The sequence below is a fragment of the Sinomonas notoginsengisoli genome (assembly GCF_021554725.1).
GTDB lineage: Bacteria > Actinomycetota > Actinomycetes > Actinomycetales > Micrococcaceae > Sinomonas > Sinomonas notoginsengisoli.
Genome location: NZ_JAIZDP010000002.1, coordinates 137318 through 150405 on the forward strand (window position 1 = coordinate 137318; position 13088 = coordinate 150405).

The 13088-nt window shown below is 71.0% G+C and carries 13 protein-coding genes; 6 read left to right on the forward strand and 7 right to left on the reverse strand.

Features of this window, described 5'->3' with window-relative positions; all coding sequences use genetic code 11:
• Positions 1 to 64: 64 nt before the first annotated feature.
• Positions 65 to 1564 (reverse strand): D-alanyl-D-alanine carboxypeptidase/D-alanyl-D-alanine-endopeptidase, encoded by a 1500-nt coding sequence (locus LF262_RS06170; protein WP_235779414.1) that lies wholly within the window; start codon positions 1562 to 1564, stop codon positions 65 to 67.
• Between the two features lie 163 nt (positions 1565 to 1727).
• Here LF262_RS06170 and LF262_RS06175 point away from each other — a divergent pair, with 163 nt between their 5' ends.
• Entirely contained in the window at positions 1728 to 2216 is a 489-nt protein-coding gene (locus LF262_RS06175; protein WP_235779415.1) for an inorganic diphosphatase, read from the forward strand.
• Positions 2217 to 2352: 136 nt separating this feature from the next.
• The gene (locus LF262_RS06180; RefSeq protein ID WP_235779416.1) at positions 2353 to 2982 is read left to right on the forward strand and encodes a hypothetical protein; all 630 of its coding nucleotides are present in this window, start codon (positions 2353 to 2355) and stop codon (positions 2980 to 2982) included.
• A gap of 22 nt (positions 2983 to 3004) precedes the next feature.
• Here LF262_RS06180 and LF262_RS06185 read toward each other — a convergent pair whose 3' ends face one another.
• Positions 3005 to 3841, reverse strand: a complete 837-nt coding sequence (locus LF262_RS06185) for an HAD family hydrolase (protein ID WP_235779417.1) — start codon at positions 3839 to 3841, stop codon at positions 3005 to 3007.
• 110 nt (positions 3842 to 3951) lie between these two features.
• Complete coding sequence (serS, locus tag LF262_RS06190) at positions 3952 to 5238, reverse strand: serine--tRNA ligase (RefSeq protein ID WP_235779418.1); 1287 nt, start codon at positions 5236 to 5238, stop codon at positions 3952 to 3954.
• Between the two features lie 101 nt (positions 5239 to 5339).
• On the opposite strand from serS, the gene LF262_RS06195 reads away from it, so the two are divergent.
• Positions 5340 to 6386 (forward strand): diacylglycerol/lipid kinase family protein, encoded by a 1047-nt coding sequence (locus tag LF262_RS06195; RefSeq protein ID WP_235779419.1) that lies wholly within the window; start codon positions 5340 to 5342, stop codon positions 6384 to 6386.
• Between the two features lie 9 nt (positions 6387 to 6395).
• On the opposite strand, the gene LF262_RS06200 is transcribed toward LF262_RS06195, so the two are convergent.
• Genes LF262_RS06200 through LF262_RS06210 form a run of 3 tightly spaced genes read right to left on the reverse strand, consistent with a single transcriptional unit; the run spans position 6396 to position 8521 of the window.
• Positions 6396 to 7268, reverse strand: coding sequence for an arylamine N-acetyltransferase family protein (locus tag LF262_RS06200; RefSeq protein WP_235779420.1), 873 nt, complete (start codon positions 7266 to 7268; stop codon positions 6396 to 6398).
• Positions 7261 to 8184: a prephenate dehydratase gene (pheA, locus tag LF262_RS06205; protein ID WP_235779421.1), complete on the reverse strand. Its 924-nt coding sequence runs from the start codon at positions 8182 to 8184 to the stop codon at positions 7261 to 7263. Before pheA ends, LF262_RS06200 begins: the two co-directional genes overlap by 8 nt.
• A gap of 10 nt (positions 8185 to 8194) precedes the next feature.
• Positions 8195 to 8521 (reverse strand): rhodanese-like domain-containing protein, encoded by a 327-nt coding sequence (locus tag LF262_RS06210; protein ID WP_235779422.1) that lies wholly within the window; start codon positions 8519 to 8521, stop codon positions 8195 to 8197.
• Between the two features lie 96 nt (positions 8522 to 8617).
• Here LF262_RS06210 and LF262_RS06215 point away from each other — a divergent pair, with 96 nt between their 5' ends.
• Entirely contained in the window at positions 8618 to 10072 is a 1455-nt protein-coding gene (locus tag LF262_RS06215; protein WP_372462752.1) for an amidase, read from the forward strand.
• On the opposite strand, the gene LF262_RS06220 is transcribed toward LF262_RS06215, so the two are convergent.
• Complete coding sequence (locus tag LF262_RS06220) at positions 10066 to 10761, reverse strand: DUF4190 domain-containing protein (RefSeq protein ID WP_235779424.1); 696 nt, start codon at positions 10759 to 10761, stop codon at positions 10066 to 10068. The genes LF262_RS06215 and LF262_RS06220 overlap by 7 nt on opposite strands.
• Positions 10762 to 10931: 170 nt before the next feature.
• Here LF262_RS06220 and LF262_RS06225 point away from each other — a divergent pair, with 170 nt between their 5' ends.
• Together LF262_RS06225 and LF262_RS06230 are read left to right on the forward strand one after the other, a co-directional pair.
• Positions 10932 to 11804 carry a DNA/RNA non-specific endonuclease gene (locus LF262_RS06225; RefSeq protein ID WP_235779425.1) on the forward strand — a complete coding sequence of 291 codons (873 nt, stop codon included), beginning with the start codon at positions 10932 to 10934 and terminating at the stop codon, positions 11802 to 11804.
• Positions 11791 to 13080: a M4 family metallopeptidase gene (locus LF262_RS06230; protein WP_235779426.1), complete on the forward strand. Its 1290-nt coding sequence runs from the start codon at positions 11791 to 11793 to the stop codon at positions 13078 to 13080. Before LF262_RS06225 ends, LF262_RS06230 begins: the two co-directional genes overlap by 14 nt.
• Positions 13081 to 13088: the final 8 nt, after the last annotated feature.

The following is a 13088-nucleotide window of genomic DNA, read 5'->3' on the forward strand; positions in this document are numbered from 1 at the left end:
GATCACATCTGGGTGACAATCCGCTGCGCTGGGCGCCTCCCGGATCCCCTTTCGCCGCCGGCGATCAGCTTCGGCACCCGCATCCCGCGAGGGCAGCAACACCTGAATCTATGGCCGCAATGGCCCGCTGGCGGGCGGCCGGGTCCACGCCGTTCGCCACGAGGGAGAACACGAGCAGCCGCCCGTCCACGTCCACGAGGTACCCGCTCAGCGCGGCCACCGTGTTGAGAGTTCCGGTCTTGGCGCGCACCACGCCGGCCCCGGCAGAGGCCGTACCCCCGAACCGGCGGGCGAGCGTGCCGTCGAGCGCGGCGACCGGGAGCCCATCGAGGGCCGCGCGCAGCCGAGAGTCCGCCCCGGAGGTCATCGCGCGGACCACGCCGGCGAGAGCCGCAGGGGTCACGCGGTCCGCGATCGCGAGGCCACAGGCGTCGACGAGTACGAGGCCGTCCGAGCTGCCGAGGATTCGGCCCGCGGTGGCCTTGAGCGCTGACACGGCGCCATCGTTGCTCGCCGCGCCGCCGGCCGCATGGGACGCGAGCCGGCCGAGGGCCTCAGCACCGTAGTTGTCCGATTCACGGAGGACGTAGCCGGTCTGCTCGGCGATCGTCGCGCTCTCAACGGACGCGAGCTCGGCTGCGTTCGCCGGTGCCGCGGCCCGCTCGACCCCGGCCGCGACCTTCATGCCGGAGGCGGCGAGCGCCCTGGCCAGTTCAGCGCGGAAGGCCGTGGCCGCCTCCATCGCCGAGTCCCGAGGCCGTGCGCCGGCTGCCCCCGGTGCGGAGCGGCCGGCGTTGAGCGCAAGCGCATAGAGGGGCGCGATCTCGCCGGCCTCGACGTCCTCAGGCGCCCAGGCCGGGTTGAGGGACGGGCCGGTGAACAGGGTGTCGTCGAGGCGTACCGTGACCGTGCCGTGGTCCGCGGCAGGTGAGGGACTGGCGCCCGGTGAGCCCGCGGCGTCGTGCGTCCCCGCGAGCGCGGCGGCAGTCTCGGAGGCGAGCGTTGCCATCCCTGCGCGCCCCATGACGGCTCCAGGCTGCGAGGCGCCCGCACCGAGCATGACGTCGCCGCTGCCCACGAGCACCACCGTCCCCGGATCGGCCCCGCGCACCACCCGGGTGCGCAGCGTCGCATCCGGACCGAGCGTGGTGAGCACCGCCGCCGCCGTGAGGAGCTTCAGGTTCGATGCGGGCACCTGCGGCTCGTCGCCGGACTTCGAGTAGAGCGTCTGGCCGGTCGCGCCGTCGAGCACCGCCGCGGCGATGCTCCCGCTGCCGGGCGTGAGCCGCTGGTTGAGTTCCCGCGCGAGCGCGGACGCCGCTGGGACGGGGGCGGAGTCGGAGAGGGGCGTCGCACCCCCAATGGTCGGGGCGGACGACGGCGCAGTGAGCCACGCGGGGACCGTCGCCGTGGGCGTCGGGTGTGGGAAGAGGGCCGCCCGTGTGGCCGTCGCCGTGCCGGAGGAGACCATGGCGACGGCGACCAGCACGCACACCACAAAGGCGGATGCGATCAGCGCCCCCAGGCCCCCCACGGGCGTGCGGCGGCCGCGCTCGGGGGTCATGGAGATCTCCGTCCTCGGGGTGTGGATGGCCTTGGCGCGGGGATCGAGGGCCCCCGGGGCAGATATCCTTCATGGTAGTCGCCGCCATAGCCCTGCCGTGCGCCGGGCCAGGCGGCCGCAGATTCGATGCCATCCCGCCCCGACGGGCCACGCAAGGAGCACTATGAAGCACGATGTGACGATCGAGATCCCGCGCGGTTCGCGCGTCAAGTATGAGGTGGACCACGAGACGGGCCGCGTCCGCCTCGACCGCGTCCTCTTCACCTCGATGCAGTACCCCACCCACTACGGGTACTTCGAGAACACCCTCGGCGAGGACGGCGACCCGCTCGACGCACTCGTCTGGTACCCGGACGTGGACCTCTTCCCCGGCATCGTCATGGAGGCCCGCCCGATCGCCATCTTCAACATGGAAGACGAGTCCGGCGGAGATGCCAAGCTCGTGTGCGTCCCGGCGGACAAGCGCTTCGACCACATCCAGGAGGCCTCTGACCTGGACGAGTGGCTCATCAAGGAGATCGAGCACTTCTTCTCCCGGTACAAGGACCTCGAGCCGGGCAAGTGGGTCAAGCCCGCAGGCTGGGCCGACCGCGCAGCCGCCGAGACTGAGCTCGAGGCGTCCATCAAGCGCTTCGAGCAGCAGGGGCACTAGCAGGCACGCTCATCGAGGGTTTGGCCTTCATCGCTGAAGAAGTGGCTACTCGACGTGCGCCGTCGAGTGGCCACTTCTCGTATGTCGAGTGGCCGCTTCCTGCCCCTCACACCGGCCCGCGGCTAGGCTGGCCGCCATGTACACGGTCACGATCAACCAGCGCGACCGCGGCGGCGGGGACCGCGTGCCGGAACTCCTCCGGGCGCTGTCTCGGCTGCGCCCTGAGGTGCCGTTCGACCGGACCGTGGGCGACGAGGCCCAGGCAGTCTTCACCGCACCCGAGCCCGCGCTCGACGCCGCGCTGATCGCCCTCCGGCCGGACGCGTGCGGCGGGGTGCGCTGGAACGTGGGCATCGGCGTGGGGCCGCTCGAGGAGCCGCTCCCTCTCGGGGTGGGCGAGGTGCGCGGGCCGGGGCTCGTCTACTCGCGCAGCGCGGTTGAGCGCGCCCAGGGCACCGGCGAGGGGCCTGCGGTGGCCGTCGACGGCGCGGACCCGCGCCTCGCGCACGACGCCGAGGGCGTGCTTCGCCTGCTCGGCCTCGCCATCGTGAAGCGCACCGTCGCCGAATGGCGGGTCCTGGACCTGCTGACCCCGGGCGTCCGCGGGCAGCAGAAGGCGGCAGCGGATGCTCTCGGCATTACCACCCAGGCGGTGTCCAAGGCGATCGCGAGGGCGCACTGGCCCGAGGAATGGGGCGCCCGGCCCGCGGCCGCAAGACTCCTGGGTCTCCTCGACGCGGCAGGCGACGGGTCACCGAGACGGTGATCGGGCGCCGTCGTGCGCGGCGCTAGAGCAGCGAGCGGAGGATCGCGGCGGCGCCGTCTTCCTCGACCGATGCGGTGACCTCGTTCGCGGCGGCCTTGACCTCGTCCGGTGCCTGCCCCATGGCCACACCGCGGCCGGCCCACTGGAGCATCTCGATGTCGTTGCGGCCGTCGCCAATGCACACCGTGTCGGCGCGGTCCACGTCGACCAGGCTGCGCACGTGCTCGAGGCCGCTGGCCTTGGTCACACCGTGGGCCGCGATGTCGAGCCACGCCGTCCAGCCGACCGAGTAGGTCACGCCCTGCAGGCCGATCGACTGCACAGCCTCACCGAACTCCTCGGCTGTGGCGTCGGTGGAGAAGACGACGAGTCGGACGGCCTCGGCCTCCAGCAGTTCCCTGAAGGGCACGCCCTTGGCCTCGACGCCGAAGCTCGCGTCCTGGAAACGCTCGGTGGAGAGGAAGTTGCCGTCGATGTCCTCGAGGGCATACTTCGCGTTGGGGAGCCGGTGGCGCAGGGCATCGAGCGCGGGCGCCGGATCGAACGAGCGGCGGTCGATCACCGTGTAGCCGCCGTTGGCCCCCGCGTGGATCTGGACGACCACCCCGCCGTTGCTGCACACCGCGAAGCCGCGGTCAACCCCAAGGAGCTCGACGACGGGCAGGGTCGCCCCGAGGGAGCGGCCCGTGGCGACGACCACCTCGTGGCCGGCCCGCACCACGGCGGCGCCCACCTCACGGATGGCCGGGGACATATGGCCGTAGTGGTCGACGAGGGTCCCGTCCACATCGAGGCCGACAAGCTTGCGGTTCATGGTCTTCAGCTGGTCGTCGATGCCAGCATTCAGTGTTGTTGTCATGGGTACTAGTGAAACATCCCCGCCTGCACGCCCCCTAGGACAGGCACCACATGGGAGTGAACACGCAATGAACACTCACGTGGTCGTGCGCCTTACCGACGACGGCCCGTCTACCGGACGGGGAGGACCTCGAGGCCGCCGAGGTACGGGCGCAGCGCCGCGGGGACGTTCACCGAGCCGTCCGCGTTCTGGTGGTGCTCGAGGATGGCCACGATCCAGCGGGTGGTCGCGAGGGTGCCGTTCAGGGTCGCGACCGCGCGCGTCCCGCGGGACGAGCCCTCGGCGTCGAGCACCCGCTCGCGGATGTTGAGGCGCCGGGCCTGGAAGCCCGTGCAGTTGGAGGTCGAGGTGAGCTCGCGGTAGCGGCCCTGAGTGGGGACCCAGGCCTCGCAGTCGAACTTGCGCGCCGCGCTCATGCCGAGGTCGCCCGCGGCGGTGTCGATCACGCGGTAGGGCAGCTCCACCTTGGCCAGCATCTCCTCCTCCCACGCGAGCAGCCGTGCGTGCTCCGCCTCGGCCTCCTCCGGGTTGCAGTAGACGAACATCTCGACCTTGTTGAACTGGTGCACGCGGATGATCCCGCGGGTGTCCTTGCCGTGCGAGCCGGCCTCGCGGCGGTAGCACGAGGACCACCCGGCGTACCGGACCGGCCCGGCCGTGAGGTCGAGAATCTCGTCCGCGTGGTACCCGGCAAGGGCCACCTCGGACGTGCCCGTGAGGTAGAGGTCATCCTCGGCGAGGCGGTAGATCTCGGCGTCGTGCTTGACGTCGAAGCCCGTGCCCTGCATCGTCTCGGGACGCACGAGCGTGGGGGTGAGCATGGGGATGAAGCCGTTCTGGATGGCCTGGTCCATCGCCATCTGCAGGAGCGCCAGCTCAAGCCGCGCCCCCACCCCGCGGAGGAAGTAGAACCGCGAGCCGGAGACCTTGGCGCCGCGCTCCATGTCAATCGCCCCGAGGAGCTCGCCGATCTCGAGGTGGTCGCGCGGCTCGAAGCCCTCAGCCGCGAAGTCGCGCGGCGTTCCGACCGTCTTGACCACGGCGTAGTCGTCCTCGCCGCCGGCCGGGATGCCGTCGATGATGAGGTTGGGCACGACGCGCATGAGCTCGTCCATCTCGGCCTGCGCCTCATCGGCCGAGCCCTGGGCGGCTTTGACCTTCTGCGAAAGGTCCTTCACCTCGGCGAGCAGGGCCTGCTTCTCCTCGCCCTTGGCGGCGGCGACCTTCTTGCCGAACACATTCTGCTCGGCCCGGAGCGTCTCATACTCGGTCAGGGACGCACGACGCCGCGTATCGGCTGCGATGATCGAGTCCACCAGGGCTTCGTCCGCCCCGCGCGCCAGCTGGCTCGCACGGTACTTGTCGGGGTTCTCGGTAAGGTCCTTGACGTCGATCACGAGTCCAAGACTAACCGGACACCCTGCCGGGGCGGGACTCGGCAGGGTGGAGGCCGTAGGCGCCGGAAGGGGTGTGCGGGCCGGGTTAGAGTGGGGACATCATGCGCGGGTGGATCATAGCGAGTGCCGTTGCCGCTGCTGGCGGCGTCGCCGTCGCCAGCTGGTGGGGCGTGCGCAGGCTCCAGGTGCAGCACGCCCGATCCGCGGTCGGCGAGCCAGCGGTCGCACCGCCGCCGGGGCCGCAGCAGGTCGCCGTGGTGCTCAACCCGATCAAGTACCGCGCACACGAGGCACGGATGCTCATCGAGGCCGCGTGCCGTGGGGCCGGGTGGCCCGAGCCGCTCATCTTCCACACCACGAAGGCCGACCCTGGCCACACAGCGGCGCGCCGGGCAGTGGAGGCGGGCGCCGACGTCGTGATCCCGTGCGGCGGGGACGGCACCGTACGAGTGGTCGCGGAGGTCCTGGCGGGGACGGACACCGCAATGGGCCTCGTGCCCCTGGGCACGGGAAACCTTCTGGCCCGCAACCTCGACCTGGACGTCACGCACCTGACCCGGTGCGTCTACACCGCGATCTTCGGGCGCCAGCGCCGCATCGACACGGGAACCATGACGCTGACGGCCCCGGACGGCGAGACCTCGACGCACACGTTCCTCGTGATCGCGGGTGTGGGCATGGACGCTGAGATCCTCAACGACACGAGCGAGGACCTGAAGCGGGTGGTGGGCTGGATGGCCTACACGGAGGCGGGAATCCGGCATATGCCCGGCCAACGGCGCCGCCGCGTGGAGATCTCGCTCGACGATGCCGACTTCCAGACCCGCCGCGTGCGCAGCGTCCTGTTCGCGAACTGCTCCAAACTGCCCGGCGGAGTGGACTTCATCCCGGATGCATACATCGACGACGGGATCCTGGACGTCGCCATCATGAGCCCGCGGAGCCTCATCGGCTGGGTCGCGATGTATGTGAAGATCATGGTCCAGCACAAACGTCAGCTGCCGGTCATGCAGTTCTACGGCGCCCGCAAGGTCTCCATCCGCGTGCCCGAGCCGATCCAGACGCAGGCGGACGGCGACGTCGTGGGCCCCGCCACCCAGGTGGACGTCGAGGTGCACCCGGCGAGCCTGCTCGTCCGGGTCACCTGAGGGCTCGGCTCAGGCCGAAGACGCCACCCGGTAGGCGCGGGCCCAGTCGAGGGAATCGTCCTCGATACGGAACAGGCCGCGGGCCGCCTCACGGAGCTCGTCGGGACTGCCGAGGGTGTGCTTCTCGACGGTCGAGGACCCATCCGCGGCGTAGGTCCGCACGGAGAGCGCGAGGTTGGCCAGGGTGAGCCGCTGGGTGGGCGTCGTGATGGCGAACATGAGCGAACGGGTGAACGGCGGGATCGACGAGGTGGAGACGAACCAGTTCGCAACCGCGAAGTCCGAGGGCGCGTTGGGCCGCAGATCCACCCCGTAGAGGTTTGTCCACGCGTTCCCGATCCGGGCCTGGACCATGAGGTCGATCGTCGCGGTGTCGCCCTGAGGAAGTCCTGCTGCGGGGACGTCCACGACGCGGAACGTGCCCAGTGGCGTCACGACCTCCGTGCCACGGGCCTCCGGGTCGATCGGCAGGGCGCCCGAGGGATTGAACCCCCCGAAGCCGGCGTCGAGGAGGTACCGCGCGCCGTCGTGCGTGAAGACGGTGGCCTGGTGGGTCCGCGCGGGCGCGCCAGTGCCCGGCTCGCGCTGCCAGTAGACGCGTCCGAGATGGTTCTCGACGCCCTCCGCTCCCAGCTCGGTCAGGGCCCGGGAGAGCAGGCCGCCGTGCTGGAAGCAGTAGCCGCCACGGCTGCGGCGGACGAGGGCGGCCTCGATCCCCTCGGGTGAGATGTCCACCGCAGTGCCCGTGGCCGGAGAGAGGTTCTCGAACGGGATCGCCCGGATGTGGTGGGCGTGGATCGCCGTGATGTTCTCCAGCGTGGGGGCGGCCTCCCCGGCATAGCCGATGCGCGCCAGATAGGCGGACAGGAAGTCCTCAGCCACCAAGGATCGCCTCCACCCAGTCCCGCGCCGAGGCGAACGAGTCGTCGGACACGTAGTCCTTCACCTGGGGACGGGCGCCGTCTGAGCGAGGGTACGAGCCGAGGAATCTCGTCTCAGGGCTGATGCGGTGGAGGCCGCGGAGAGCATCGGCGATGCGGGCGTCCTGGACGTGCCCGTCGACGTCGATGGAGAAGAAGTAGTGCCCCAGGTACCGGCCGGTGGGGCGGGACTCGATGCGGGAGAGATTGACGCCTCGGGCGGCAAACTGCTCGAGGATCTCCATCAGGGCGCCGGCCCGGTCCTCCGGCAGCGGCACGGCCACGGAGGTCTTGTCGGCGCCGGTGCGCGGCGGGAGGGCGCCCGGGCTGGACACGAGGACGAAGCGGGTGACGGCGCCGGGGTTGTCGCCGATGTCGGACGCGAGGACTTCGAGCTCGGGGTGCTCCTCGGCCACGATGGGGGCGCAGATCGCCGCGTCCCCGGCAGGCGAGGCCGGGTCGAGGAGGGCGAGCGCACCCGCAGCGGTCGAGCTCGCGGCGAGATGGACGGCGTCGGGCGCGTTTGCGGCGGCCCAGCCGCGGCACTGGGCCCACGCGTGCCCGTGGGTCGAGATGCGGCGCACCTCCGAGATGCGGGTCCCGGGCCGGGCGACCAGCACGAACGTGATGGGCACGACCTCCTCGCGGACGATCCGCAGCTCTCCTCCCGTGGAAATCGCGTCCAGGGTCGCCGTCACGCCGCCTTCTACCGAGTTCTCGATGGGGACCATCGCTGCGTGCGCGGCACCGTCGCGCACCGCGTCGAGCGCGGCGTTGACATTTGTCGCGGGGACCCGCGCGGCGTCGCGGGCGCCGGGGACCTTGAGGAGGGCAGCCTCGGTGAACGTGCCCTCGGGGCCGAGGAATGTGTAGATCATGGAGTCGGCGTCAGAGGACGGTGGGGGTCTGCCCGTTCTCGGCGACCATGGGCTTTCCCGCCGTGAGCCAGGCATCCATGCCGCCGGCCACGTTGACCGCGGAGTAGCCGTTGGCGACGAGCCACTGGGTGGCCCGGGCCGAGCGGCCACCGGTACGGCAGATGACGAGGAGGTCGTCATCCGGGTCCAGGTCGTCGAGGCGCGCGGGCAGCTGCTCGAGGGGAATGTGGACGGCGCCCTCGGCGTGGCCGGCCTCCCACTCGTAGTCCTCGCGCACATCGAGCAGGATGCCGCCCTCAGGCAGCGAGTCGACGCGGACGGTCTCGAAATCAGACATTCTTCGCCTCCGGAAGTGGTTTCCTCCCAGCCTATAGTGGTTCTCACGACGGGTCAGCGCGTCGGCGGGCAGCGACACTGACGGAGGACCATGGCGATGCCCGAGGGCGCCTTCGGCTCCGCGACCGGACTCCGGGACGCGCTCCGGACGGGAGAGGTGTCCGCCCGCGAGGCGGTTGCGTCCTTCCTCGGGCAGATCGAGTCCCAGAACCGCCTCCTCGGCGCCTACCTGACCGTCACGGCAGAACACGCGCACGACGCCGCCGCTGCCGCCGACTCCCTGCATGCGCGGCTGTCCCGCTCGGGGCGGCTCGACGAACTGCCCGCGCTGCACGGGATGCCCACGGCGTTCAAGGACCTCACCGACGTGGCCGGGGTGCCGACCACCCACGGCTCCGCGGCTCTCGACGCCCGCCCCGCGCCCGCCGACTCGCCGATTGCCGCGCTCCTGCGAGGCGCCGGTGCCATCTCGCTCGGCAAGACCCAGGTGCCGGAGTTCGGCCTCACGGCCTACTCGGAGAACCGGATCGCGCCGCCCTCACGGAATCCGTACGGGCCCGCGCTGAGCTCCGGAGGCTCCTCGGGCGGCTCGGCCGCGGCCGTGGCTGCGGCTCTGGCGCCGTTCGCCCCCGGCTCCGACGGCGGAGGGTCCATCCGCATCCCTGCCGCCGCCTGCGGGATCATCGGGCTCAAGCCAGGACGCGGGCTCATTCCGGAGGGGCAGAGCACTGGGGACGCCGCGCGGCTCGTCGTGGCCGGGCCCCTGGCCCGCAGCGCCAAGGATGCCGCGCTGATGATGGATGTGCTCCTCTCCGGGGAAGCCCGAGGCGAGAACCCCCATTCGGGGCGGCACGCTGGGACGTTCGTGGACGCCGTCGTGCGCGAACCGAGGAGGCTGAGGGTCGCCGTGAGCCTCGCGAGCCCGTGGGATGCGCGGTACGAGGTACGCGCGGACCCTGAAGCACGGGAGGCGCTACGGCGCGGGGCGGAGATGCTCGCGGCGGCGGGGCACCTCGTCGTCGAGCAGGACGTGCGGTTCGACAACCGCTACCCGGACGCATTCACGGCTGCTTGGACCGCCGGAGTCGGGGCCGCGCGGATCCGGCCCGAGCGCGAGCCGCTCCTCACGCCGCTTACGCGCTCCTTCCGGCGCCGGGCGCAGCAGCGCTCCCACGCGAAGCTCGAGGAGGCGCTCGCGTTCCTGCGGCAGTTCGAGCGGGACGTCGTGGCCCAACTCTCACGGTGGGACGTGCTGCTCTCCCCCGCGCTCGCGCAGACAGCGCGGCCGGTCGGCTGGTTCTCCGGGCCGGAATGGCGGTGGACGGCGGACGAGGACTACCGGCGCCAGTGCGAGTTCGCGCCGTGGTCGTCATGGGTCAACGTGTGCGGCCTGCCAGCCGTCGTCGCGACCACGTACTGGACGGAGGCCGGGCTGCCGATGGGCGTGCAGGCCGTGGGGCATCTGGGCTCGGAGGCGGTGCTGCTACAGCTCGCGCGCCTGCTGCACCTTGCGGAGCCACCCAGCGGGCCTGCCGGCAGCCCCCGTCAGTAGGTGTATTGCGACGCCGACGCGACCACGATGATGATGAAGGCCAAACCCAGTACCGTGAGCGCGATCCCGACGTACCCCATGATCAGTCCTGCCAGCGCCATGGGGCGGCCCGCCGGCTCGCGTGAAAGGGCCATATGCCCCAACACGACCGCCGCGATCTGCGGGAGCACGAAGAACCCGAAACCGATGTAGACCGAGATGCCGCACACCATCGCGGCGATGCTGAGCCCCTTCGGCTCGGCGGCCATGTACCCGTACTGGGGGTAGTCCGGGGGCATCGCTGCCGCTGGGTAGCCCTGCTGACCGGGGTAGCCCTGCTGGCCCGGGTAGCCCTGCTGGCCCGGGTACGGGACGCCGGGGTACGGGGGCTGCGCGCCCGAGGAGGGCTGGCTGAAGTCATGCCCGCCCTGACCGTACGCGGTGTCGCCGGGATACGGACTATCGGTGGGGGCGCCGGGCGGGAGCGGCTGGGTGGGATTGCTGGGGATGGGTTCGGTCGGGTTGCCGCGGTCCTTGTCCAGGGTCACCGGCGGGACGTACGGCGGCGGCGTGTGCCTGGGGCGTTCGGCATGCGGGACGCCGTTCTCGGGTTCGCCTGGGCTGGACTCCCGAGGGTTCGCGGCGTCGCGTCCACTGGTGGATTCGGCGCCCTTGGGCTCTTCCGGCTGCTGCGACGGCTCGTGCGACATGACCTGCCCCTCCCCCTGACCTGTGCTTGCCCTCAGACTACCCTCACGGTGACTGCCGATCGGCGGTTTCCCTGCCCTGAGACGGCACGTCGGCAACGCTACGAGGATTGTCAGTGCGCGATGCAATGCTGGAGGCATCTCGCACCAGCGGAAGGGGCAAGACCAAGACCATGTCCAGCACCCACGAAGCTATGCCGCGCAAGAAGCCCAAGCCTTTCCCGGGCGGCTCGGGATATGACCCGGCCTTCCTCGGCACGCCGGATCCTGTGCCGGTGCCGACCGGCCCGGGGCTCATCGAACTCCCGTACACGCACTTCACCATCCATCAGGATCCGGTCCGCCGCCTGCCTGCGGCGACGGCCGTGAACATCGACGGGCCGACCCTCGTGGACATCCCCCGCGGCGGCGAGGCGTGGAACTTGGATCCGCGCATCGGCAAGGAGCAGCAGTGGGGTGCGGAGCTGTACTCGGAGAACAGGTTCGACCGCGGGCACCTTGTGCGCCGGCAGGACCCGCTGTGGGGCGACCAGGCCACGGCGGAGAAGGCGAATCTGGACACGTTCCACTACACCGTGTGCGCGCCGCAGGCGGACTACTTCAACCAAGGCCGGGAGCTGTGGCTCGGCCTCGAGGACTACATCCTCGGCCACGCCGGCGCGCACCAGCAGCGGCTCTCCGTGTTCTCCGGTCCGGTGTTCGACGTGGGCGACCCCGAATACCGGGGAGCGAGGATCCCCCGGAAGTTTTTCAAGATCGGTGCCTGGAACACCGGGCCCGGGGAGACCGGCGCAGTCCTGGCCTGCACCGGGTACATCCTCGACCAGTCCAATGGTCTCGACGCCGTCCTGCACGAGGCCGCCCGGGAGGCCCCGCCGCTCGGCCCATTCAGGACCTTCCAAGTGCCCGTGGTGGACATCGCCCAGCTCACCGGTCTGGACCTCGGCCCGCTCACGGCCGCGGACCGCTACTCGGTTCCCCGGGGCGCGCGCGCCATGACGGAGCGTTGGCGGGAGATCGGAAGGTTCGCCGATGTCCAGCTCTGATCGGGCCAAGCTCCTTGGGCCCCCCAGCTCGCCCAGTAGGCGGACGACGGCGGGTGGCGCGCCGCCGTCGTCCGCCCCGTCTCGTGCCGTCCGGACAGAGCGGCACCAGGGCGCAGTGCCGCCCTACCTCCTGGAGCACCTCGCCACGTGCGACGAACGGCGGGCGCGGGCTCTCCGCGGGGACGGTCCTCCGAACGGCTGGGTCGAGGACACACGGGGGCTCGAGGCGGTCGCGGAGCTCGCCAGGCGGACGCTCCTCGAAGATCACCGCCTACGTGAGCGACGCGAGGCGCACACGCGCGGGCCTGGTATGCACGGAATCCTCCGGGAACACGGGACGCTCCACCGGGAGATCAGCGACGCCGAGAGGACCCAGTCGCTGCCCGGGAAACTCGTGCGCAAGGAGGGCCAGGAGCCGGCAGCAGACGCCGACGTGAACCGTGCCTATGACGGGCTGGGTGAGACGTACCGGTTCCTGGAGGAGGCCTTCGCCCAGTCCAGCATCGATGGTGCGGGCCTCGCACTCGAGGGAACCGTGCACTACGGAATCGGGTACGACAACGCCTTCTGGGACGGTTCCCGGATGGTCTTCGGCGACGGGGACGGGAAGGTGTTCGGCTCGTTCACCAGTTCGCTCAGCATCATCGCCCACGAGCTCGGGCACGGGCTCATGCAGCACACCACGGACCTGAGATACGACGGGCAGTCGGGAGCGTTGAACGAATCCTTCGCGGACGTCTTCGGCGTCCTCGTCGAGCAGTTCTCCCGAGGCGACACAGTCGAGTCGGCGAGCTGGATCGTGGGCGAGGGCATCTTCCTGCCCGGAATCCATGGCGAGGGCGTGCGCTCGATGAAGGCGCCCGGCACGGCGTACGACGACCCGGCGCTCGGGAAGGACCCCCAGCCCGGGCACATGGACGGCTATGTGCGCACTCGGGAGGACAGCGGTGGTGTGCACGTCAATTCAGGAATTCCCAACCGAGCGTTCTACCTCGCTGCGGAGGCGCTCGGCGGCCACGCGTGGGAGCGGGCGGGCCGGGTGTGGTTCGAGACGATCGCACTGCGCAAGCTCCCCCTCGACGTCGACTTCCGTGGCTTCGCGCGGGAGACTGTGCGTGTGGCACGGTCCCTGTACGGCCGCGAGTCCGCGGAGGAACGGGCCGTGCGTGGAGGATGGCGCGGCGTGGGGATCACAGTGCGGCTCACCGAACCCGGAAGCGGAGCCGCTGGCAAGGGCCCGGACCGCAACGGGAAGCCGGCCCGCGCCAAGCCCTAGGAGGCGCG